Origin of the sequence: Bradyrhizobium sp. 139 (assembly GCF_023074175.1) — a bacterium.
In the GTDB taxonomy this organism is placed as follows: domain Bacteria; phylum Pseudomonadota; class Alphaproteobacteria; order Rhizobiales; family Xanthobacteraceae; genus Bradyrhizobium.
On record NZ_JADPKS010000046.1, the window covers coordinates 1 to 23,586 of the forward strand.

Consider the following 23,586-nt stretch of genomic DNA (forward strand, 5'->3'; position numbering starts at 1 on the left):
TCCTGCCATGATGTCGCTCCTCATTGCGCCAATCGCAAACGAGGAATCCGCCAACACCCAATCAGTTCCGACGCAGATTTCTTGGAATCGATCGTCTAGTCGACTCCCCGCGAACGGATGATCAAGAGGAGACTGTTCGACTATTTGTAGCGACTCCGATCAACCTGACGATCAATCATGGTATCCGACCGAGTTGATTTGACCCGTCTTGCGTCCCTGAACCTTTTTATGCGGGACCAACCGATACGCAGCGTGCTTTCCATTCTGTCCATAGAGTTGCGCGCGAACTGCGTGCGGCTTCGAAACGAGTCGTACAACGTGGCATTCGCGTTTGGAACGCCAGGTCTCCAAGGTTTGTTCCAGGTCGTGAAGTGAACTATGCTGGGTTTGTACTGGTCTGCCAATTCGGACACGTCGAGCTCCGTGTTGTAAGCCAGATAATTCCATCGGGAATCGAGCCCTTTCCAAAGGCCATCACACGCAACATTTAGTGCGTCTTGATCCGAGTACGGCGATCCCGGATAGCGCTTGAGATAGTCTAACGCCGCTTCGGAGATTTTCGCCTGTCGCCATTGGTCAAGGTCTATTAGAAGTACACCGGCATTAAAGTAGTCTCGCACGCGAGGCACCGGTGCGCGAACGGTTTGATTTTTCAGCTGAGAATCGAGACCGTCCAGAACTGCGCCAAGAACCTTTCCCCCGAGATCTGTTGCGCAGAGCGCCTGCAAGTCATCAAGAACGAGGAGATCGGAGTCTAGATACAACACCCTGGATACAGTGTTCGGAAAGATGCGGGGGATAAGGAACCGGGCGTAGGTGACTTTTGAAATGTACCTAATGGTCGAGAAATCCCGAAACATCTGCAAGTCTACTTCGATCCATCGGATCGACGCAGAACCATGCGGAAGAGAGTCCAATATTCTCTTTCGGATACGCTCGGAAACACCGTCGACAAGCACATGAAACTCGAGCGGTTCGTCGCTTCTATTCGTCTCCACAACTGACCGCAGGGTCGTTGCAAGCGGCATAGAATACCGCCGGTCACAAGCGAGGACAATCGGGCATCGCATTTGTTTTGATTCCATAAGGAAACGAAATGATTATTATCGACCTCGTGAGCCGAGCGAGCAATTCGTCACTCCAATAGCCTGCCCGGCGCTCTTCTGATAGCGGACAACGCCCACCGACGGCCGTCTTTGCCTGGAATCTTCAGCACTCGCCAAATTGGCGGAAAGTATCGCAACCGGCGATCCATGGTCATGGCTTCGTGTATGTGGCAAAGGCCGTCACTAAGGCGCCCACGTCGCAGCAATCCGATCCCGCTGCGAAACACTTGGTGAGCCAGTGTATGGCGCGCCCGGGCACCTAAACTCCGCGAATTTGGAACGCGATCCCCGCATTCATCAAAAAAGCTCTCGAACGCGAGCAAGCACTGCCGATAATCTAGTATTCTCTTGGCAAAGTAGGCGTTGGACATCGCCGACGAATGCTTGCGATAGATTGCCTGCACCGCATTGATCTGGGCAACTGTGCCGTGCGCAGCAAAACGTAACCACATTTCCATATCGCCGGCGTGAGGGAGCGACGTGAGATATCCGCCGATCGCCTTCTGTGTCCGTGTCCGCGCAATTGCGGTCGCTGAGGGAACGTCATTTCTGGCTGTGGTGCACATCTCCTTTATCAGATCTTGCCGTGTCCAAGAATGGTTCTCGCCCGCAGGTAACGTAGGAACCGGTAAATCGTCAAACCAGAGGATGCATTCTCCATATGTAAGAACAACGTCGGCGTTTGCGTCCATGATCTCCGTTGCCCGCTGGAGGGCTCCGGGAACCAGCAGATCGTCAGCGGACAAGAGCAAGAAGTATTCCGATGATGCCCACGCGATTCCTTCATTGAACGTATTGATGTGACCATGATTGCACGAATGCGCTCTCACCGTCACCCTCGGGTCGCTTTGCTCCAATTTCCTTGCGACTGACACCGAATCGTCCGAGGAGCAGTCGTCGATGATAAGTACGCGCAAATCCGAAACGGATTGGCTGAGAATGCTTGACACGCAAGCCTCAAGGAAACGCCCATAATTGTAACAGGGGACAACAACATCGACCTTCGCCATTCCCGTTATCCTGGCTATCAAGCTATTCGGATGTGCTGCAGCAGGGCATCGATGACTCGATTGACATCCTCCTGGCTCATTTGCGCGTAAATCGGCAGCAGTATCGAACGATCCTGCGCGAGTTCGGATTGAGGGAGATCATGGCGCTGCTTCCCATTGGCGTAAGCGGGTTCGCGGTGCGAGCACATGATCCCCCGTCGTGTCGCGATTCCCTTATCGAGCAGGTCTTGCATCACGGTGCGCTGGTCGAGGTGGTCAGGCAAACGAACGCAATAGCTTTGCCAATTGGACCTGGCCCACTCGGGCTCCCCCGGCACGCGCACACCCTCGAAATTGGAGAGTAGCTCGGTGTATCTGGCAGCGATGGCGCGGCGTCGCGCCACCAGTTGCGGAAGGCGTTCGAGCTGTTTGCGACCGATCGCCGCTTGTATGTCGGTCATGCGGTAATTGTAGCCGACGACGAGATAATCCTCGAAGATTACTTGAGGCGAACCATGCCGCACCGTGTCAGGGACGCTCATGCCATGTTGGCGCAACAGTCTGAATTTGCGATCGAGCTCCGGATCGGCGGTGGTCAGCATCCCGCCTTCTCCGGTTGTGATCACTTTCCGAGGGTGAAAGGAAAAGCAGCCGATGCGGCCATGCGGTTTCCCAATCGACTCCCATTGCCCATTCATGCGGATTTTACTGCCGGCAGCACACGCCGCATCCTCGATCAGGACAATGCCATGACGGTCAGTTATCTCGGTAAGTGTTGCAAGGTCGCAAGGCATGCCCATTTGGTGGACTGCGATGATCGCGCGCGTTCGCGGGGTTATCGCTTCCACCAGCCGGGTGGGCTCGATGTTGTAGGTTAACGGATCGATGTCTACAAAAACGGGGGTTGCGCCTTGAAACCGGATCGAGTTGGCCGTTGCGATGAAAGAATGACTCGGCGTGATCACCTCGTCACCGGGTCCGATGTCCAGCGCCGCCAACGCGAGCTGCAGGGCTGTGGTACAATTTGATACAGCGCATGCGAAGGGTGCACCGACAAGGGTGGCGAATTCTTGCTCGAAGGCGGCGACTTGCGGACCTTGCGACACCCAGCCCGACAGAACGACTGCGCGCGCGGCACCAGCTTCTTCGTCGGCGAGGAGCGGCAGTGCGATCGGAATCACGACGCAACCGCCTCTCGCGGGCTGACCGCAACGAGCTTGCGTTCCGCGCGCCGCCACTTCACGAACTGCGCCGGGCCCTGCTCCAGCGCACTGCTGGCGTCCCGACTATTCGGCAGGTGCTCCGCCTCCATTACATGCGCGCCGGCGTGAGATTCTTTCATTTACACTTCCTTTGACGAGGTCCGATGTCTATGAACTGCGTTGCACGCGCGGCGCCGCGCTGCGGTTAGGCCCAGAATTTGGCGGCGCGTGCCTGGGATATCTGCGTCTCTGCCACTCCTCATTGCTCGTGCCCGCCCACAACAACAGTATCTATCCGACAAACCAATGCGTGCGGTCGTGCGATGCCTGTGTACCGAGCCGCTTGGCCCCGCTGGCCCACTCATCAACCGTGTGGATGAAGCGCTCAAGATATCCCGGCGCTCCGCCCATCGCGAAGCTCATAGCACCGCGCCTGTGTAGTAGGGCCCGTTGGGTCGCGCCAGATGAGGCCACTGCGTTAGCCAGAGGTCGGCGCAATGGCCAATTCGGTCTCCCGACATCGAAAGCTGCTCAACGTTGGCGATGCTGTCGAGCCAGATGGTGCGCGCACCCATTATTTGTCCGAATCGCAGCGCCAAATATCCCGGAGCGGCCCCCGTCGAGACTACGATGTCCGGCTTTTCATTCCAAACGATCCAGGCGATCCTGCGCGCTGCTTTCAACAGCGCGATCTTGGTCCAGCGGTTAGCATCGTTGACGAGGTAGAACTTGTGGTCGGGCACCTGCGCGCCATAAGATTCATGGACGGTGACGAACGTAACCTCGCAATGCTCGAAAGCGGGTTTGATCCGCAACAGCTGCACCCAATGGCCCCCACCCGAAGAGACTGCCAGCACTTTCGGCCGTACGTTGCGTGACCGCTCCGTATAGGGGTTCAGCCCCGGGTTGCGATGAAAGACCGGGCTCCGAAGCATTGGCTGGCCTCCCCTAAGATGCTGCAAGATCCGCAAGCTCCCGTATCGAAAGCCTCGAATTGCCTGCATTTAATATTAAATTACCATTTAAATTAACAGGCAGGCTATTTAAAATCAAGCATTTTTATATGGCGACGCGTTCGATTTTCCTATCACGCGCCCAACCGAATTAGGGCCTCATTTGATCGAATCTGGCAGCGCCACCCGCGAAGTCTCGTCTCGTTGCCAGAGATGATCTCCACGTCGGCCGCCTCTGGTTGCGATACATCGAGCAGCAATGTTCACCCAGCAATAGATCAACAATCCGGGCCATATGCGAGGTTCTTTGAACAGTGTAACGAGCATCCGATTATTGCCCGCTCCCTTGTTTGCGCGCAGCTCGGGAAAGCGCCGGGCGAGCTCGAATGTTCCCCTATAGGCCCGTGTTCTGACGGCGACGAGCTGCAGCAGAGTGCGTGGGGCGAATACCGTGGACCTCACGTGGGGCAGAGTCTCCCTCTCTTCCCGTCTGAACTGAAGTCGAACATAGGTGTCATCAGCGGTGATGTCTGGAAATTGGCCGAACCGCGTGCGTCCGGCCTCGGACAAGGCGTAGACGCCTGAACCTCCGATTCCCTCGCGCGAAGACGGCAACCGTGACCGAATTCCGAAGTATTTGCGGACGAGCCAGGAACAGCCCGCCAGATTTATGTCTGCCGTAGGCGCCACCGCCAAAACGTCACCTTCATTGAGGCGTCTTGCCAAAGCTAGAATGGCATCAACGGCAATAACAATATCGGCGTCAGCGTAAATCCGCGGAAAGATGTTCGCGGCTTGATCACCAAGATTCAGAGCGTGGGTCTTCCTTGCGGTGTCCGACTCCACAACCTTGATGGTCGGGCCGAAACGCCGGGCGATATTCGCGGTGTCGTCTGTACAGCCATTGCAAACGACGACCACGCGCAGCTCGTCCGAACCTGGCTTGCCGACCCATTGGCTCAACGTCCGCGCAATCACGGAACTCTCATTGTGGGCTGGGACGACGATCGAAATCATGGCTGGCCCGGTGGAATGGATCAGACTTCCGTGCCTCTCTGAGGCGGCTGCGGGGTCCGTCAGTCTCAGCGGAGCCCCTGCTAGGCCGCCATGGGCGGCACCAACGAAATCTATCCGGATGGCACGGCCGCGCGTTCCGCCTCAGTCTCAATCACGATGCCGCCGCCTGCCGCTGACGATCCGAAGCGAGCTCGCGTTCGGATCGCCACCATTTCACGAGATCGGCGAGCCCCTGCTCCAGCGACACCGTGGTGCGGAAACCCAGCAGACGTTCTGCCTTGCCCGTCGATGCCAGCCGTCGTGGTACCGGATTGACCGAGCGCTCCGGTCCGAATTCGGGTGTCAAGCCTCGGCGTCCCATCACAGACGCAAGCGCCATCGCCAGCTCCGTCAGGCTGGTTTCAGTGCCGCTCCCAACGTTGAAGACCTCATCGGTAATCTTTGACCTGGCTGCAAGGATGTTGGCGCGCGCGATGTCGCGGACGTGGACGAAATCCATGCTCTGACGGCCGTCACCAAAGATGATGGGAGGCAATCCGGCCTCCAGCCGCTCCATCCAGCGGATCAAGACCTCGGTGTACCGTCCGTGGATATCCATCCGGCTGCCATAGACGTTGAAATATCGGAACGCCACGTAATCGAGGCCGCATACATCGTTGAAGGCCCGCAGAAGCCCTTCGTTAAACGCCTTGGCGGCTCCATAGAGAGTTCGGTTGTTGTACGGATTCTGCCGCTCGGTTGTCGGAAACTCCTCGGCCATGCCATATACGGATGCCGAGGAGGCTGCGATGATCTTCTCAATGTCGTGCTTGATGCACAGCTCCAGCAGGTCGTAGGTGGCGTCCACCATGACCTCCTTGGCCAGGCGTGGCTCGGCTGCACAATGAGTGATGCGGAGTGCGGCCTGGTGAAACACGATATCGGCAGCCTTTACCAGCGCTTCCATCAGCTTGCGATCGCGTATGTCGCCGTGAACCAGTCTCACCGGTCCACGCCCGAGCGCGCGCCGGAGATTTTCCGGCCGGCCTCTGACCATGTTGTCGAGGGCAACGATCTCGATGCAGCCCTCGTCGCAAAGCAGATCAACGATGTGGGAGCCGATGAATCCTGCGCCGCCGGTGACCAGAACGCGTTTTCCCTTGAGATCAATCAAGACGCTCTCCTGTTGTGGGACCATGTCATGACGCTTTGTGGATGCTCCACACGGTTGCTGATCGCTTCGCTGGGCCGCAGTGCCGCCGCGCTTCTCAATGTGGAGACAACTTCGGCCACCTGTACCGGCAGCAACTCCGGATAGATGGGAAGAGAGAGGAAGTCGCTCGCAAGCATCTCGGTGACGGGGAGATCACCGGCATGATAACCGAGTTCTGAATAGGCTCTCTGCAGATGCACCGGAACGGGATAGTGAATCCCGGCGCCAATGCCGCAATCACGCAATAGCGTCAGCGCGTCATCGCGGCACTGCAATCTGACCGCATAGACGTGATAGACGTGACGGGCGTACCGGGGCGGCTGGGGACGCGCGAATGGGAGATCAGACAGCAGTGCATTGTATCGCTCAGCGAGCGACTGACGCGCTTCCGTCCAGCGCTCGATGTAGTCCAACTTGACGTTCAGTATCGCACTCTGAATTTCGTCCATGCGATAGTTATATCCGGGGATGACGTGATCGTATTTCGCCTCCTGCCCCCAATCCCGCAGCAGTGACACGCGGCGCGCGAATTCAGGCCGATCGGTTACGATGGCTCCACCCTCGCCAAACGCTCCAAGATTCTTTCCGGGATAAAAGCTGAAGCATCCCAGATCGCCAATCGAGCCTGCGCGACGTCCCCGGTATTCCGCGCCGTGCGCCTGCGCGGCGTCTTCGATGACGACCAGACCGTGACGACGCGCGATCTCCATTATGGGATCCATGTCGGCCATCAGTCCGTGGAGATGAATTGGAAGAATAGCTTTGGTTCGCGGTGTTATCGCGGCCTCGATCAAGCCGGGATCCATCGTCCATGTTACAGGGTCGACGTCCACAAACACCGGCCTCGCGCCGCTGTAGAGAATGGCTGCGGTCGTCGCGACGAACGTCATTGATACTGTGATGACTTCGTCACCGGGTCCGACGCCCGCCGCCAGCAAGGCAAGGTGAAGCGCCGAAGTGCCACTGTTCACTGCGCGGCAATGGGCGGTCCGGCAATAATCTGCAAAGCGACCCTCGAAGGCGGTGACCTCCGGCCCGAGCACAAAGTGCCCGCTAGCGAGGACCCTCGCCACGGCGGCGTCGATTTCCGGCTTGATTTGGCTATATTGGGCTTTCAGATCCAGGAAGGATATCAAGATTCAAAACCTTGTTTGGACCAACAGGACGTAAAACAATTAATCCCCATTACCATCATTTAATCAAGCATTAAATTCGAGTAAATATATCTCGGGATTTAAAATGGCTTACGAAGCGACTCTGACGAGCCACGATCGCTCAGGATGGTGTCTCCGGCTCCGGATAGAACCCGAGCGGGCACTCCCGCTACGGTGGCGCCGGGCGGAACGTCCTTCGTCACCACCGCGCCCGCGCCGACGGAGGCCCCCTCTCCGATCGTTACACCGCACAGAATGGTGGCGTTCGAGCCGATCGAAGCGCCCCTACCGACACGCGTGCGCTGCAGTGTCCAGTCCGAAGCTTGCTGAGGACGACCATCCGAGGTTGTCGCCTTCGGAAATTTGTCGTTCGTGAACATCACGCCATGACCGACGAACACTTCGTCCTCGATCGTGACGCCCTCACAGATGAAGCTGTGCGACGATATCTTGCAACGCGCACCGATCTTTGCCCCCGCCTGGATCTCGACGAAGGTTCCGATCCTGCTCTCGTCACCGACGACGCAACCATACAGGTTGACTAGATCGGGATGAAAGATCCTGACGTCCCTGCCGAGCTTTACGTCGCTTGTGATGGGCATCTCTCCGCCTTCAAAAAATCGCAGGGCCTTACAGGGCTGAACGGGATGGCCTCAGTTTTGGTGCAGCACGGGCGAGACTAGCTGCGGCGAGATGGAGCTGATGCAGTAGCGGGTGGCCGGTCAGTAGCAGCCCTAGCGACCAGCAAAGCGCCGCAGCACACAATCCCGAGGCCAAACCGGCAAGCGGTGTCACGATCCCCGCTTCCGTCAGCGCCGCACAGCCGGATGTGCCTAAAGCGGTTACCGCCGTGACGACGACGCTCTTCATCAGCGCGCGAATAATGTCTGTTGGCCTGAAGCCTAGATGCCGCCCGATAAAATAGATCGCGACGGCAGCCTGGAAGGGCAACGTCAAGACTGCGGAGGCAGCGACAGCCTGCACACCGAAGAAGGATGCGCCAAAAATTACAAGCAGCGACGGAGGTAGCGAGATGAAGGAGGAGACCAAAGCATCCCGTACACTTCCGACCGCTACGAGCATCGGATAGCTCAAGCACGCAGCAAAAAGCGCCATGTTTGCGATGCAGAGCAACCGCACCAGAGACACGACCTCCAGCCATGTCTCGCCGAGCCAGATTGCGATGATCGGACGCGCCATAATGGCCACGAATATCAGGAAGGGCCAATGCGCGGCGGAGAGCAGCTCGATCGCCTCGAGATAAACGGCCTTCAAGTCATCCCCCGCTTGGCGCCTTGCGACAATCGCGGGCATGATAACAGGGTTCAATACCTGCGTAACGAGCTTGTCGAACGTTTGCGTCAGGTTAATCGCGCGGCTGTACAGACCGACGGACATGAAGTCCAGAATTCTTGCAAGGAACAGCTGGGGCGCCAGATTGTAGAAGACGTTGATGACGCTGACCCCGCTGGCATAAAGGCCAAAGCTGACGATTTCGCGATATTTGAGGAGCGAGGGACGCAGCGCGTCGAAGTCCCGATGACTGGCGAGCAGCGTCAAGGTCAGAACCACGCTTCCCGCCAAGGCACCCCAGACCGGGGCCATATAGCTGAATCCCGCTATCGCTAGCCCGATCGAGACCACTGCAACAGCCACACCCGCGGCGAAGTTGCAGATGGCTAACGTGCCGAACTTCATGTCCCGGCGCAGCAAGGCTGAAATTGTGCCGGAAAATGGCGCCAGGAAAAAATTCAGCGCCGACACCTCTATGCCTTTCTTGAGACCGTCCTGGGCGAAGAGATCTGAGAGCGCGCCCGCAAGAACAAACAGAAGAAGCGCGATGGCTACTGAGATCCCCAGCGAGATGGTGAAGGCTGAGCGAATATCGGCTGGAGATAGATCACGCTTCTGAATCAGATAATTTCCGCCCCCGAACTCCTGAAAGGACGCGCCAATTACCGCGGTCACGGCATTGACAACCGCATACACTCCGAATTCCGTGGGCGATAGCAGACGAGAGAGGACGGCGGTGACGACCAGGAACAGCACAAGACTGCCATAGCGATCGACCGCCGAAAACAGGATGGAGCGTCGTACCGAACTCATTGCGAGACCGTCGCGCTGCTCGCGCACTTGAATGTCGCCCGCCAATGGTTCAGACCGTTGCCGTCGCACGTTCCGGAACTCTGCGCTGCTGCCGCTTCAGCAGGACCGGTTTGCCGTGCTCGGCGATCGAGCGGGATGCAGCCTCCAGGACCTCGATCACCCGCAGCCCGGACATGCCATTCGAAATCGGTTGCGTCCCGCTACGCACACATTCGATGAAGTGGTCGACCTCGACCTGCAGCGCTTCCCTGGGGGAGACGTGGGGCGCCCACATATCGCCGGCCCGATAACCGATCCGGAACTGATGGGCTTTGTCAGAGGAGCCATCGACCGTGATGCCCTTGTCATACACCTTGATCTTTTCCGTCGGCTCAAGATCGTCGTAAACGATCATCTTCTTGCTGCCTCCGATGAACGTCTGGCGAACCTTGATCGGCGAGAGCCAATTGACGCTGATGTGGGCCACGCATGCGCTATCGAAGAACAACGTGATATGGGCCATGTTTTCCGGCGAGCCGACCACATGGCATGATCCTGTAGCCGAAACGGCAACGGGCTGCTCATCGAAGATATAGTGAATGATCGAAATGTCGTGCACCGCCAAGTCCCAGATCACGTTGACATCACTCTGGAACAGGCCAAGGCTCGCGCGTGTGCCGTCGTAGTAATAGACGCTCCCGAGCTCCTTCTTGACCATGAGCTCGCGGATCTTCCGCACGGCAGGCGTGTAGACGAAAGTGTGGTCCACGCTCAATATCAGACCGCGCCGATCCGCCTCATCGATCAGGTGTCTGGCCATATCTGAACTTTGTGCAAGCGGCTTCTCCACGAGAACGTGCTTGCCCGCCTTGAGTGCGGATAGAGCCAGTTCATAGTGTGTATGAACCGGCGTAGCGATAGCCACGGCATCGACGGCAGGGTTCTTGAGCAGTTCGTCGCAACAGGATGTCGTTATCACCCCCGGATAAAGCCGCTTGCTGGCCGCGAGCTTTTCCGAGTCAAAGTCGCATACGCCGATTAGACGCGCCGTGGGATGAGCAGCGAAATTGCGGACTAGGTTCGGTCCCCAATAGCCGTATCCGATAACTCCAATTCCTATTGTGTCGCTCGACATAATTGCACCAGTGATCTGAAATCGGGTGAAATGTTGAATTTACTTGGCTATCGCTTTCGGTTGCTCTGGCGATGGCCACTGCTGGCCAATACCCAATCGGAAATGAACGCCGGCACGCGCGCAGTGCATCCCGGACATTCCAGCTCACTATCATGGAGGATACGTCAAGCAGGGCCGCCCGCTCTTTCGGCCGTCTTGGTCGTTGGCGTCCCCTCCATCGGTCCCACACGACTGGAGACGAAAAGAGACTCGACCGTCTTGTAGCTCCATGTTGACCGCCTAAGCTGAAGCGCTGGTAGGTTGGGAACGGATATGTCCCGATTCAATAAAAGTCCGAATTGTCGTGATCAACTGCGGTGATGCTTCTCCACCGAGGCGCTCGCATCGGTTGAGGACGTCCAGTTGATCAAGCTTGTCGGCTAGTTCGCTTTCCTCGAAAGCGACCTCAATCCGGCCCTGCGCGGCAAACTGTTTTGCCGTTGCGACCTGATGATCGTTTCGGTGTTCGCCTAAGCTTGCACGACGCGGCACCACAATAATTCTCTTCCCAAGTTCGAGGGCGGTAATGATGGAGCCCATGCCCGCATGAGCGATCACCAAGCTTGCCGCCTCAACGCAGTTTCTGAATCCGCTGGGGTCGACGAATCGTTCGGAGCGGATGTGCTTGCATTGATGCCTTGATGGCCCGATCTGAGCGAACACATCGTTTCTCGCCCGTGCACCGGCCCATTCATCGACCGTTCGGATCAGACGGTCAAACTGGACTTGCGTACCGACTGTTACGAAGATCATGGGACGCGTCCTTCATAATCAACCGCTCGGTGAGCAGTATTTTGGTCCTGATGCTTTGCCATCACATGCGCTCTGGCTCCTGATAAATGCTGCGTGCGCTGCCGGTCGTGCATGGCCGCGCTCGCGAGAGGCACGGTCTCGACCATGTTCGAACGTCGACCCTGCGGACGCATCACGGCTCCTGCGAGGAAACACGACCATTGAAATTGATTTAATGATCCATTTAATCTTGTAATTAGATAATACAGGGGCCGCCATTATTTTCAAGTGACTATCTTATTAAATTTTTAAAACGCGCAACCGCCTACGAACACGGGATATTTTGACCTGAATTCGCGCAAGTCGAACTAATCGGAGCCATTATTATAATTATACACCTCAGCGGCCGAGCCCGCCTCGCAGTCTCGACGCGCAAAATTTCCGAGCAATCGGTTCGAAATTTGAGGTAGAGAACGGACCTGCAACGCGCCGGCATCGTGATCCAACATCTTGGCGTGCGGCCGCTGCACGAGGCTCAGCCGGGGGTCCACTCCCGTTCGCAACCAGTGTTGGCGCGGACCAGGCGCGAAGACGTTCGCCCTTCACGCCGCTAACGAGCAATCCAGCGCATTCCGTCGGCGCCCACTTAAGCCATTGCGGTCCTATGCGCCATCGGATCATTTGGGTGGTCGCGGCCGCCGGACGATGGCTTCGATTGGCCTACAATTCCAGCAGCGCGTGCTACGGTGCCGCGGGAACTGCTTTCATTGGATCGCCGTCTGCCCTGAATGCCTTAGTATTCCCGGATGCTTTCATCCAGACCGCGAAGCAACGGGTACAGGAAATAGGAAATCACGGTGCGCTTGCCGACTTTCATTTCGGCCGTCACCGCCATACCCGGAATCAGTTGAATGCGCTCAGGCAGCAGCCGAAGGTGCGTGTCGGACAAATCGACCAGTACGCGGTAATAGGGAGCTGGCGCGCGGCGCGCACCTTCGGCCTTCGGATCCGGCGAGAACGTGTCCTGACTGATGACGCGGATCTCTCCCGTTGCAGTTCCGTACTTCTGAAAAGGAAATGCTTCGAACTTGATCCGGACCGCTTGTCCAAGCGCCACCTGACCGATATCCCGCCCCTCGACGTTGACCTCCGCCTGGAGAGGCACGTCACGAGGAACCAGGACGAACAGCGTTTCCGCTTCGCGAACCACCGAGCCGACTGTCCGGTTTGCGATATCCAGCACCACGGCATCTGCCGGCGCCTGCAGGACGATCAACTGCCGACGAAGCTCGGCTTTCTTCAATTCCTCTGCTGCGCCATTGCGCTTCGGCAAGGTCTCCACCAGTTCCTGATAGGTGGCGCGACGAAACTCCTCGGCGAAGACCTTCTGGTCAGCACGGGCCTTGTCGAGCCGATGCGTGGTGTCGGCGATATTGCCACGGACGCGCGCCAAATTGCTCTCAACCTCGAGCCGTGCATCGCGAGACAATAGAAAGTTCAGCCTCGAACCGACCTCCTTGTCCATTAACGTGGTCCGCATGGCTTCGATCGAACGCATCGTGTCGAGTCGCTCAAGGAGAACCGCCTCTTCGTTCTGCGCTGTCTTAAGATTGGCTCGAGCGGAAGCGATCTGTGCGTCGTAGTTCTGGATCTGCGCCTCATAGGCGGCCCTCCTCTGCAAGGACAACCTGCCCTGCAGGATCTGGTCCGCATTCGCGAGCTCCTGGACGGCATACTCGGTTCCATTCAATTCGGCGCCCAGGCGATCGATCGACGCATCGAATCCGGCCAATTTGCCGCGCAATTGATCAAGATCCGCCTGCGAGAAAGTCGGATCGAGGGTAGCCAGAACATCGCCGCGGTTGACGCGATCACCAGTCTTGACGTGAATCTCGCGTATGACCGACGTCTCCAACGGCTGCACGACCAGGTTGGGACGTGTCGTGGCCAATTTTCCCTGCGCCGTGACGATCATCTCCACTTGCGAAACGGATGCCCAGGTGACTGCGAAGGCAATCAGTGCAAGCACGCTGTAGAGGGTGAGACGCGCGAGCCGCGGCGGCGCTTGCTGCTCGACCTCGGTTGCATCGGCCTGGAATTCCGCGATCACTGGCGCTCGCCTCGGCACTGGCCTGAATAGCTTTCGCCGTCGCTCGATCGTTCTGGCCGGGACCAGACCGTCCGACTTCGCGTCCGCGCGTGATTGTCGTGTCTCCTTCATGCAATCTGCTTCATCTGTTGGTTCCACAGATGCCTGTAGATGGTGCATTTCGACAGCAGGTGGTCGTGGCGATCCACGTCAACGATTCGGCCGCGGTCCATCACCAGGATCTGGCTCGCTTCGGTCAGCATTGACAGCCGATGCGAGACGATGATGACGGTGCGCCCTGCCGCCAAGCGGCGAAGATTGCGCCTGATGATCATTTCGCTTTCGGAGTCGAGGGCACTCGTCGCCTCATCGAAAATTACGATCCGTGGATTGACGATCAGAGCCCGCGCAATCGCCAGCCGCTGCTTCTGCCCGCCGGACAGGTTCGAGGCGTCTTCCTCAAGCATGGTGTCGAAGCCACGGGGCAACCGCTCGATGAACTCGTCGGCGCCGGCGAGCTGCGCCGCACCGACGACCTCGGCAAAGGTCGCATCACGTTTCACGCAGGCGATGTTGTCGCGAACCGTCCCGCGAAACAGGAAGTTATCCTGTAAGACGATACCGAGCTTTTGGCGCAGGTGCGCCAGGTCGAGCTCCCTCGAATCATATCCGTCGATACGTAGCACCCCCTGCTGCACCGGATACATGCCCGAAATCAGCCTCGTGAGCGTCGTCTTGCCGGAGCCGCTCCGGCCCACGATCCCGAAGATCGAACCCGGCTCGACGACGAAGGAGACATCATCAAGCGCCGGCGCTCCCTCAGCTCCGTAGCGAAAAGAAACACTCTCGAACTCGATTTTGCCGGCAAGGTCCGGCCGCAGCCCATCTTTCCTACCATCACGCTCAGGCTTCTGATTCATCACCTCGCCGAGCATTTTCACGGCAAGAGCAACTTCCTGGTATTCATGCACCATGGTCACGAGCTGGACCAGTGGTCCGGAGACCCTCCCGGCCAGCATGTTAAAGGCGACCAGCGCGCCGATTGTCATTTCTCCAGCGAAGACGTCGAGTGCTCCGACAGCGATGATCCCAAGCGTCATGATCTTCTCGAGAAATCCGGTAAGCGCCTGGGCGCCTGCGGAAATCTTCTCGACACCGAATCGCATGGCCACCGACTGTGCACAGCGGCTATCCCAAACCCTGCCCTGCACGGGCTCCATCCCCAGCGACTTCACTGTGCGCATACCGTGAACTGTTTCGACGAGGAGAGCCTGCCGCGCACCTTCCGCCTGATAAAGATCGTAAAGACGTCGCCGGAAAGGGCCCATGAGCAGGCCGACAACAGCGCCGCTCGTGGCAGTGAAGGCCAGAACCAGAAACGTCAATTTGACGCTGTAGAGCGCAAGTACCGGGAGGAAGACGAATAACGAAAGCGCGTCGAGCGTGGTTAAAAATAGTCGCCCGGTAAGAAATTCGCGGATCCGGGCCGCTTGCTGCATGTGCTTGACCAGGACTCCCGCAGCCATGTGCTCGAAGAAGGTGACCGGCAGCCCGAGGAGATGACCGAACGTCTTTGTAGCAACTCGAATGTCGACCTTATTGGTCGCATAAAGCAGCAGGTAGCGCCGCAGAAAGCCGAATATCGCGTCAAATATGAGTGCCACGGCCGCCCCTGCCGAGAGTACGTAGAGCGTGGTGAAGCTCTCGTGAACCAGAACTTTGTCGATGACGAGCTGGAAAAAGATCGGGATGACGAGACCCAGGGCGTAGAGCAGGATGGCGGCAATCGCGACGTCTCTAAACAGTCGCCATTGAGGAAGCAATTCCGGTACGAACCACCGGAGGCCGAAACTCCTCCGACCACCCTGTGTCAACTGCTCGCGCTTGATCAGGATCGTGTCACCGGTCCATCGGGTACAGAATCGGTTTCCGTCGACAACCAAGACCTCGTGCTTGCGGTCGGCGAGCGGGTCGAAGATACTGACGACCTCAGTGCCCTCAGCTCCCAGTCCCGCACCAAGGACAACGACCCAGTTGCCATTGGCGAGCCGAGCCAGCGCCGGATAGGCTTCTCCGAGACGGATCAGCGCACCCCAGTCCATCTTCGTGCTTCTCGCACGCAGGCCTGCATCCTTCGCCATGCGCAACAGGAGATTCAACGAGAGCGGGCCGGCTACGGCATAGGCGTGCTTCAAACGTTCGACCGGCAGGTCGATGCCGTGATGACCGGAAACCTTGGACAAGCATTCCAATGCCGTCTGCGTCGCCAATCCGGGCGGGTCCACAACCCGGTCCTCCGCGCTGCCAGCGGCGTCGATTTCACCGGAAATTTGAAGAGACATTATGAGACCGCGGCGTGTTGGGCGCTAGCGCATCGCGTACGATCGACGCACCGTTGTGCGGCTCAGCTGGCTGATTCCGCCGGACCACGCCCGCGTCGACCAAACCCTGAAGCGCCTTCTGCATCACATCGACCGAATTGGCGAAGGCTTCGACCGACAAAATCAGACGCTGAGAAAACACGCGTTTCGGGACATTGTTGGCATCACGCTCCGTTGGGGAAAGACTGACCAGATCGACGCGGACGATGGTTCCGCTGACGGTAATTTCTTCGATTCCGTCGGTATAAAGTTCGGCGTGCATCTTACGTCTCCTATGCTGCTAGCTGAGGTCTGAATAGTACGTCGACGGCGTAGCTCGTCGCATTGAAGCTATTCGTCGGGAACAGACTATCGGTCCCGTAAGCGTAAATGCCGTTGCCGCCGCTGGATGAAGATGACGGAGCCGTAAGCGGCCCGCTCGTGACGGAACTAGCGAAGAGGCTTGGATCGGATGAGTAACCGCCCGAACTGTGGTAGGACGCAACATACGTGGTCCCCGCAGCGATCGTCACCGGAGAGCTGAAGTTGACCTGCTGCCAGCCACTTGCCGTTTCGTTGGCGAATACGGCTGTGGCCAGAAGCGTACCGGTACTGCTCCACAGATCTGCAACGTGAGTCCCCGTGTTGGACGGTCCCTTGTAGAAACGCAGTCCGGTGATATCGCCCGAGGTGGACGCCTGGAATTTCATCCCGACCTCAATCCCGCTGCCATCGTTGGCCGATACAACACTCGGTGTGGGATTGGAGCCGAACAGGCTAAACACGTTGGACGATGGCGCGTGTACCGTCACGTTGACGGAGGCGCTTGCAGTGCCACCCCGGCCATCTGAGATGGAGTAGTCGAAAGAAGTCGGCCCGGTAAAGCCGTTCGCTGCCGTAAACGTCACCGAATTGTTCTGGGCGTTGAAGGTCGCGGTCCCATTAGCGGCACCGCTCACGCCAGTGATCGTCAGAGCGTCGCCGTTCGGATCGGTATCGTTGGCAAGCAGTGCCGCCCCGACGATGGTAAACGGGATGCCTTGGGTGGCGTCGAAGCCGCTATCATTCGTAGCCACCGGTGGCTGGTTGCTGCCGCTGGATCCCTTGAAAACGACGTCGACCCAGTAGTTGCTTGCGCTATAGCTACTGGTCGGGAACAGATTGGTTGTTCCGTAGGTGTAGACTCCATTGAAGTTCGCAGGAGCCGTGAGCGGACCGTTGGTGCGAGCGGCGGTGAAGTAGCTGGTGCTGGAAGCATAGTGGCCGTTGCTGTGAAAGCTCGCGACGTAGGGGATGCCAGCCGCGATGGACACGGGATTGCTGAACGTGACGGTCTGCCAACCGCTGCTGCTCTCGTTGGTGAAAGCTGCGCTCGCCAGTAGCGTGCCGGTGCTGCTCCACAACGAGCCCGTATGAGTCCCGGGGTCATTTGCGCTCTTGTAATACTTGATGCCGGTGATCGTGCCTGCCACGGACGAGGTAAATTGCATGCCAAGGTTGATTTGCGACGCGTCGGAATTCGACAGAATGGCCGGCGTGTCCGAGCTCGAGAACAGGCTCACGGTTGGGGACGACGCTGTCGTCACCGTGAGATTGAACGTCTCGCTGGCCGGCAGACCGCCGAGATCGGTGGCCGATGTCTTGATGCTGAGGGTGCCAGCATTGCTGGACGTTGGTGTACCGCTGAAGGTCCGTGTCGAGGCATTGAAGGTCAGCCATGCGGGAAGTGCCGTGCCGTCGGCGGCGGTCGCTGTGTAAGCGAGAGACTCCCCGGAATCAACGTCGGTGAAGGTGCCCGCAGGCAGCGTCAAGGAGAATGACGTACCGACTATCGCGGTCTGATCGCCGGTCTGGACGGCCAGCACCGGCGCGTCGTTGGCGCCATGAATTGTAACGGTGAGCGTGGTCGATGACGTGGCGCCGGCGGCGTCGCGCATCGTGTAATTGAAGACATCGGTCAGCGTGTTGGTCGACAATCGCAAGGCCTGCACGGCCGGATCCGTCTCGTTGACCGCATATGTGAAGGTGCCCGAGGCATTGAGCACGAGGCTGCCATGCGCTCCAGAGAGCGCTGAACCGAGTGTGCCACTGGTCGAGCCGAAGCTGACGGCGCTGACCGCCTTGGTATCGCCTGCGTCGGGATCGGTATCGTTGGTCAGCAAGTTGCCGGTGGCCGCTGTGCCAGCGGTGCTGTTGTTCACGCCGCCCTTCTCGGTGGCATCACCGACGTCAGCAACTGCGGTTGGCGGCGTATTGTTGGTGGTGGAGGATCCGTTGAAGACGACGTCCACCCAGTAGTTGCTGGCGTTATACGAGCTGGTTGGGAACAGATTGCCGGTTCCGTAGGTGTAGACGCCATTGCCGCTAGCCGGAGCCGTGAGCGGACCGCTGGTGCGAGCGGCGGTGAAGTAGTTGGTGGTGGAAGCATAATGACCGTTGCTGTGAAAGCTCGCCACGTAGGTCGTGCCAGCCGCGATCGAAACGGGATTGCTGAACGTGACGGTCTGCCAGCCACTGCTGCCCTCGTTGGTGAACGTCGCGCTCACCAGCAGCGTGCCGGTGCTGCTCCACAACGAGCCCGTATGAGTCCCGGGGTCATTTGCGCTCTTGTAATACTTGATGCCGGTGATCGTGCCTGCCACGGACGAGGTAAATTTCACGCCAAGATTGACTTGCGACGCATCGGAATCCGACAGAATGGCCGGCGTGTCCGAGTTCGAGAACAGGCTCACGGTTGGGGACGACGCTGTCGTCACCGTGAGATTGAACGTCTCGCTGGCCGACAGACCGCCGAGATCGGTGGCCGATGTCTTGATGCTGAGGGTGCCAGCATTGCTGGACGTTGGTGTACCGCTGAAGGTCCGTGTCGAGGCATTGAAGGTCAGCCATGCGGGAAGTGCCGTGCCGTCGGCGGCGGTCGCTGTGTAAGCGAGAGACTCCCCGGAATCAACGTCGGTGAAGGTGCCCGCAGGCAGCGTCAAGGAGAATGACGTACCGACTATCGCGGTCTGATCGCCGGTCTGGACGGCCAGCACCGGCGCGTCGTTGGCGCCATGAATTGTAACGGTGAGCGTGGTCGACGACGTGGCGCCGGCGGTGTCGCGCATCGTGTAATTGAAGAAATCGGTCAGCGTGTTGGTCGACAATCGCAAGGCCTGCACGGCCGGATCCGTCTCGTTGACCGCATATGTGAAGGTGCCCGAGGCATTGAGCACGAGGCTGCCATGCGCTCCAGAGAGCGCTGAACCGAGTGTGCCACTGGTCGAGCCGAAGCTGACGGCGCTGACCGCCTTGGTATCGCCTGCGTCGGGATCGGTATCGTTGGTCAGCAAGTTGCCGGTGGCCGCTGTGCCAGCGGTGCTGTTGTTCACGCCGCCCTTCTCGGTGGCATCACCGACGTCAGCAACTGCGGTTGGCGGCGTATTGTTGGTGGTGGAGGATCCGTTGAAGACGACGTCCACCCAGTAGTTGCTGGCGTTATAGCTGTTGGTCGGGAAAACGCTTCCGGATCCGTAGCCATAGACGCCATTGCCGCTAGCCGGAGCCGTTAACTGGCCGTTGGTAAGCGATGTCGTGAAATAGTTCTGCGTACCGGAATAATTACCGATGGTGTGATAGGACGCGACGTAGGTGGCGCCTGCCGTGGTGGCCACAGGGGTGGAGAAGTTGACCTGCTGCCAGCCGCTGGCTGTCTCGTTCGTGAATGTGGCAGTCGCAAGCAGGGTACCGGTCGAGCTCCAGAGATCCGCAACATGGGGACCGGTATTCAAAGATCCCTTGTAGAAGCGCAGGCCGGTTATTGTTCCGTTCACGGATGCGGTAAACTTGACCCCAACTTCGACGGGGCTGGTATCGCCGGAATTGGCGACTCCTGGCGCATCATTGGTGCCGAACAGGCTCTGCGCAGAGACCAGATAATCGACCTTGAGCGACACCTGGCCGGCCCCGCTTTGGCCGCTCGTGTCTGTGATCGTGTAGGCGAAACCCGCTGTCCCGGCATAGCCATTGGCAGGGGTAAAGGTCACGGTCTGGTTTTGCGCATTGTAGCTTACGCTTCCATTGACCGGATTACTGACGCCAGTAAGTGAGAAAGCCAATCCGGATGGGTTGGTGTCGTTCGCTAGCAGCGCTGATGCCGGAATGTTCAGCACACCATTCTGGGTAACCGTGAATCCACTGTCCCCGTTAGCTTGCGGCGACGTCGTGCCTGAATCAGAGAAAACGACGTCGACCCAGTAATTTGCGGCTTTCGTAGAGGAAACGTCATCGGGGAAGATCGGACCACTGCCATAGGCAAAGACGCCGTTGAGGCTGCTGCCAGGCGCAGTGAGCGCCCCTTTCGTAAGGCCTCCATAGTTGATGAAGTAGAAATCGGTTGAGGAATAGTGACCGGTGTTCGTGTGATAGGAAGCAACATACGTCACGCCAGCGTTAACAGTGATCGGAGTGGCGAAATTAACCTGCTGCCAGCCGCTCGCCGTCTCGTTGGTGAAGGTGGCGCTCCCAAGCAGGGTGCCGTTTGTGGTCCAGAGATCACCGATATGGGTACCGGTATTCTCAGGCCCCTTGTAAAAACGAATGCCGGTGATCTTGCCCGACACGGCGGGGACGAATTTGACACCAAGCTCAACTGAGCCGGAATCGCTATTTGAGATCACCGCAGGCGTATCGGTAATATTGAAGAGTGTCAGGTTGGAAGACGGCGTGACGGTGTAGGTAACCCCTGCACCCGGTGCTTCCAGGTTCAGGCTGTCGTCGACCGCTCTGGTCTTGAGATTATATGTCCCCTGAGCCCCTGTGACGAACGTGTATGACCACGTCACGTTCGTCGCGCCGACGTTGCTGTTGGCTGGATGCCAGGTTGTTCCACCATTCGTGGAGATTTCGACGCCGGCAATCTTTCCACCCGCGTCAGCGGCCGTTCCCGTCACCGTGATCGATTGTCCCTCGACAACGCTGGCAGCCGAGAGATTGGTGATACCAGAGGTCGGCGCCGTACCGTCTGTCGACTGGGTCGCGGCGGTCAAGTTCGCTTGCAGCGTCGCCGGCTGAACCCCCATGTCGGCGAACAGGTTAACCATCGCCTGCTGTACGTTCGGATCTACCGGAGTGGCCGGTCCGTCGTGGTCGCTAGCAAGCGCCCATGGCCAGTTGATTGAACCGGCGGAGAATATCAGTGCACCACTAACGGGATCCCGATGCACTACGAGATTGTGGGTCGCTGTGCCATCTGCGAACGCATTGCCATAGTCAAGGAGATACTGTCCATTAACCTGCAATGTTGAAGATGAGACACTGATCAACCCCGCTGGGCGGAATCCGTTGTCGGGTGCGACGTCCCATTCGACGCCTAATAGGCCCGGTACGAGCGAGGCAATCTGCCCGGAAGCCGTTTGCGCGACGGCTGTATTGCGCCAGAAGCGCAATTGGGTCATTGGATACGGTATCGTGATCGTATCGTACCGAAATGCGTTGACCGCGAACAATGTACCGGTCAACTCATTCGAGGGAAGAGGCGGACCGAACCGCGGGTCAGAGTAATTTCCGGTCGCCTGTCCTGTTGGATCAATCAGCGCATTTGCGTGCGTATCCTTGTAGCTAATGAGTGTGCGGCTGGCTGATCCGCTGCCATCGATGCTGGGTGCCAACCTTGTTTTCCAAAAGATCTCGTTGCCTGTGAGAAACGCGAGGTTCACGCCAGCATGCGCTGCGGCCTCTACGTTGGCGCGCTGAGCTTCGGTCCAATACTCGTCATGCCCCGCGTCCATGAAGACTTTGTGATTGAGCAACAACGAGCCGTTTGTCGCAGCATCGATTCCAGAAATGTAGGAGACATCGTACCCGTTTTGCTCGAGCCACTGAATGGCCGCAAACTCAGCCGTGAACGGAGAGTCTCCCCCCTCGGAAAAGGTTCCCTCGCCGTCACGCGTTACGAGGGGGCGATTGTAACTGACCGCGAAGGCTGATCCGTTGATGCCCGGGCCGTTCCCGAAATAAAGGTTGGCCCCTCCCCAGCCGTTGTAGGCTTGCCAGTCCTCATCACTTGTCTGGAGAACGATGTCGCTGTGCGAAGCGTCGTTCCTTATGATGAACGGGATCTGGAAAATCTCAGTGCCGTTGACGACGCTGGCGATGTAGACGCCCGAGACCGCATCGGTCGGCACGCTCCAGGAGTCGGTCACGCTCCAATTGCCGGCGTCTACGAGCCCCCTCGACGGGTCTCTCAATGGAGCGGGTTGGACGACCGCAGTTGCGGCCTGGTGCTGCAGGCTCGTAACCAATCTGGCACCATCGCCGCCGTAATAGCCCAGCCGGTAAACATCGACGCGATAGTTCGGGTTGCCGGTCAGGTTGTTGATCTTGAGTTGGACCGTCCCGCCGACATTGGTGCTGATTGCTGTCGCAAACCCCTGGGTCAGATTCGAATTGTCGCCCGGCTGAATCTGCCAGACGCTTTTCGGCGTACCTGGCTTCTGGTTTTCCAGTACGATGGGATTCGTGGGTGGATCGGAGACAAGGGTGCCTCCCTGCCCATCGCTTTTGAAATTCCAATTCGAGTCCATCCCCGAGAACAGCAAGGTGATATTGGCCGCACCATTGCTGAAATCGACTATGCTGATATTCGAGCTATTGTCGTAGTGGACGGTCGCCGACATCGACGATGTGAAGGGTAGATCCTTCAGGTCGATGAGGTTCTCTGGCGAAAGCGGTGCCCCCGGCGACGACCCTGCGATCAGCCCATGGAACTTGGCCGACTGATCGAGGACCAGCGTGCCACTTCCCGTGTCGAACGACACGGTTATGCCGGAGAACGATCCATTCAAGAACTGCCCGGAAACCGAACCCCCGATCTCCAGGATCGCCTTGTCTGAAATTTCGAAAGATCCTGTGCCGCTGACGTGGGCCTTAAAGTCACCTGTAGCAATGCGATCGCCAAGAAGCGATTCAGCTTCGACAGTCCCATTGTTCACTACATCGCCTTCGACGATAAATCGCGACCCGGCACCGAACGAAAGCGTCGCGCCTGCATCAACGACCAGGCTCTTGATATCAACGCTCGCCGTGCTGGTGACGACATACGCTCCCGCCGCATCGAGGAACGCAGAGTCAATGATGCCCGGGACGCCGGCGCTCCAGTTCGTAGCGACATTCCAGGCCCCGTCGCTGGAATTGGTCCAGTGGGTGGTGCCCGGGGTCGAAATCGATGACGATGGCGGCGACGTCCCTTTGCTTGCCGCAGATGGGAATGTCGGGACCAAGCTCTGATAGCGGCTCGTCAAAGAGGTCGAAGACAGCAGATTAGACAATCGCGACTGGAAAGGTGCGGAGAAGAGACGGGGAAGACTGGATGACTCGCCTGCTGGCAGATGAGCAAACGGCGGAACCCAAAGTCCGCGAGGTTCGGAGCCCTCGAACGCATCCCACAACGGCGATTCTCGCCAAAAAACATCCGCCCCCTCGGGAATATCGTCCGTTGGAAAAACGGCCCGAGCTCCCCGACTAAAGACGCTCGCTTTTTGAAACAGCATGGCC

16 protein-coding genes are annotated in these 23,586 nt (G+C 58.3%); all 16 read right to left on the reverse strand.

What is annotated here, in order from left to right; all coding sequences use genetic code 11:
• Positions 1 to 140: 140 nt before the first annotated feature.
• The 16 genes from IVA80_RS11840 to IVA80_RS11915 all read right to left on the reverse strand — a co-directional run bounded on the left by IVA80_RS11840 (position 141) and on the right by IVA80_RS11915 (position 23,582).
• On the reverse strand, positions 141 to 1,085 hold the full coding sequence (locus tag IVA80_RS11840) for a glycosyltransferase family 8 protein (protein WP_346347991.1): 945 nt from the start codon (positions 1,083 to 1,085) through the stop codon (positions 141 to 143).
• 50 nt (positions 1,086 to 1,135) lie between these two features.
• A complete protein-coding gene (locus IVA80_RS11845; RefSeq protein ID WP_247429496.1) occupies positions 1,136 to 2,116 on the reverse strand; it encodes a glycosyltransferase family 2 protein in 981 nt (326 codons plus the stop codon).
• A gap of 17 nt (positions 2,117 to 2,133) precedes the next feature.
• Complete coding sequence (locus IVA80_RS11850) at positions 2,134 to 3,276, reverse strand: DegT/DnrJ/EryC1/StrS family aminotransferase (protein ID WP_247429499.1); 1,143 nt, start codon at positions 3,274 to 3,276, stop codon at positions 2,134 to 2,136.
• Positions 3,273 to 3,437 (reverse strand): hypothetical protein, encoded by a 165-nt coding sequence (locus IVA80_RS11855; RefSeq protein ID WP_247429501.1) that lies wholly within the window; start codon positions 3,435 to 3,437, stop codon positions 3,273 to 3,275. The genes IVA80_RS11850 and IVA80_RS11855 overlap by 4 nt, the downstream gene beginning before the upstream one ends.
• A 279-nt stretch (positions 3,438 to 3,716) precedes the next feature.
• Positions 3,717 to 4,232 (reverse strand): UDP-N-acetylglucosamine--LPS N-acetylglucosamine transferase, encoded by a 516-nt coding sequence (locus IVA80_RS11860; RefSeq protein ID WP_247429503.1) that lies wholly within the window; start codon positions 4,230 to 4,232, stop codon positions 3,717 to 3,719.
• A gap of 177 nt (positions 4,233 to 4,409) precedes the next feature.
• Positions 4,410 to 5,267 carry a glycosyltransferase family 2 protein gene (locus IVA80_RS11865; protein ID WP_247429505.1) on the reverse strand — a complete coding sequence of 286 codons (858 nt, stop codon included), beginning with the start codon at positions 5,265 to 5,267 and terminating at the stop codon, positions 4,410 to 4,412.
• A 151-nt stretch (positions 5,268 to 5,418) separates the two neighbouring features.
• Positions 5,419 to 6,420, reverse strand: coding sequence for an NAD-dependent epimerase/dehydratase family protein (locus IVA80_RS11870; RefSeq protein ID WP_247429507.1), 1,002 nt, complete (start codon positions 6,418 to 6,420; stop codon positions 5,419 to 5,421).
• Complete coding sequence (locus tag IVA80_RS11875) at positions 6,417 to 7,595, reverse strand: DegT/DnrJ/EryC1/StrS family aminotransferase (protein ID WP_247429510.1); 1,179 nt, start codon at positions 7,593 to 7,595, stop codon at positions 6,417 to 6,419. Before IVA80_RS11875 ends, IVA80_RS11870 begins: the two co-directional genes overlap by 4 nt.
• A gap of 98 nt (positions 7,596 to 7,693) precedes the next feature.
• A complete protein-coding gene (locus IVA80_RS11880; protein WP_247429513.1) occupies positions 7,694 to 8,215 on the reverse strand; it encodes an acyltransferase in 522 nt (173 codons plus the stop codon).
• 28 nt (positions 8,216 to 8,243) lie between these two features.
• A complete protein-coding gene (locus IVA80_RS11885; RefSeq protein WP_247429516.1) occupies positions 8,244 to 9,764 on the reverse strand; it encodes a lipopolysaccharide biosynthesis protein in 1,521 nt (506 codons plus the stop codon).
• Positions 9,765 to 9,768: 4 nt separating this feature from the next.
• Positions 9,769 to 10,833 carry a Gfo/Idh/MocA family oxidoreductase gene (locus tag IVA80_RS11890; RefSeq protein WP_247429519.1) on the reverse strand — a complete coding sequence of 355 codons (1,065 nt, stop codon included), beginning with the start codon at positions 10,831 to 10,833 and terminating at the stop codon, positions 9,769 to 9,771.
• 279 nt (positions 10,834 to 11,112) lie between these two features.
• Entirely contained in the window at positions 11,113 to 11,625 is a 513-nt protein-coding gene (locus IVA80_RS11895; RefSeq protein WP_247429521.1) for a glycosyltransferase, read from the reverse strand.
• Between the two features lie 772 nt (positions 11,626 to 12,397).
• Complete coding sequence (locus tag IVA80_RS11900; protein WP_247429523.1) at positions 12,398 to 13,714, reverse strand: HlyD family type I secretion periplasmic adaptor subunit; 1,317 nt, start codon at positions 13,712 to 13,714, stop codon at positions 12,398 to 12,400.
• Between the two features lie 107 nt (positions 13,715 to 13,821).
• Positions 13,822 to 16,035: a peptidase domain-containing ABC transporter gene (locus tag IVA80_RS11905; protein ID WP_247429525.1), complete on the reverse strand. Its 2,214-nt coding sequence runs from the start codon at positions 16,033 to 16,035 to the stop codon at positions 13,822 to 13,824.
• The gene (locus IVA80_RS11910) at positions 16,013 to 16,336 is read right to left on the reverse strand and encodes a hypothetical protein (RefSeq protein ID WP_247429527.1); all 324 of its coding nucleotides are present in this window, start codon (positions 16,334 to 16,336) and stop codon (positions 16,013 to 16,015) included. The genes IVA80_RS11905 and IVA80_RS11910 overlap by 23 nt, the downstream gene beginning before the upstream one ends.
• A 10-nt stretch (positions 16,337 to 16,346) precedes the next feature.
• Entirely contained in the window at positions 16,347 to 23,582 is a 7,236-nt protein-coding gene (locus IVA80_RS11915; RefSeq protein ID WP_247429529.1) for a DUF4082 domain-containing protein, read from the reverse strand.
• Positions 23,583 to 23,586: the final 4 nt, after the last annotated feature.

Coding starts and splice junctions, on each gene's coding strand:
- IVA80_RS11910 (WP_247429527.1), bottom strand. CDS start 16,336: ATGCACGCCGAACTTTATACCGACGGAATCGAAGAAATTACCGTCAGC.
- IVA80_RS11840 (WP_346347991.1), bottom strand. CDS start 1,085: ATGGAATCAAAACAAATGCGATGCCCGATTGTCCTCGCTTGTGACCGG.
- IVA80_RS11855 (WP_247429501.1), bottom strand. CDS start 3,437: ATGAAAGAATCTCACGCCGGCGCGCATGTAATGGAGGCGGAGCACCTG.
- IVA80_RS11865 (WP_247429505.1), bottom strand. CDS start 5,267: ATGATTTCGATCGTCGTCCCAGCCCACAATGAGAGTTCCGTGATTGCG.
- IVA80_RS11895 (WP_247429521.1), bottom strand. CDS start 11,625: ATGATCTTCGTAACAGTCGGTACGCAAGTCCAGTTTGACCGTCTGATC.
- IVA80_RS11845 (WP_247429496.1), bottom strand. CDS start 2,116: ATGGCGAAGGTCGATGTTGTTGTCCCCTGTTACAATTATGGGCGTTTC.
- IVA80_RS11880 (WP_247429513.1), bottom strand. CDS start 8,215: ATGCCCATCACAAGCGACGTAAAGCTCGGCAGGGACGTCAGGATCTTT.
- IVA80_RS11860 (WP_247429503.1), bottom strand. CDS start 4,232: ATGCTTCGGAGCCCGGTCTTTCATCGCAACCCGGGGCTGAACCCCTAT.
- IVA80_RS11905 (WP_247429525.1), bottom strand. CDS start 16,035: ATGTCTCTTCAAATTTCCGGTGAAATCGACGCCGCTGGCAGCGCGGAG.
- IVA80_RS11890 (WP_247429519.1), bottom strand. CDS start 10,833: ATGTCGAGCGACACAATAGGAATTGGAGTTATCGGATACGGCTATTGG.
- IVA80_RS11915 (WP_247429529.1), bottom strand. CDS start 23,582: ATGCTGTTTCAAAAAGCGAGCGTCTTTAGTCGGGGAGCTCGGGCCGTT.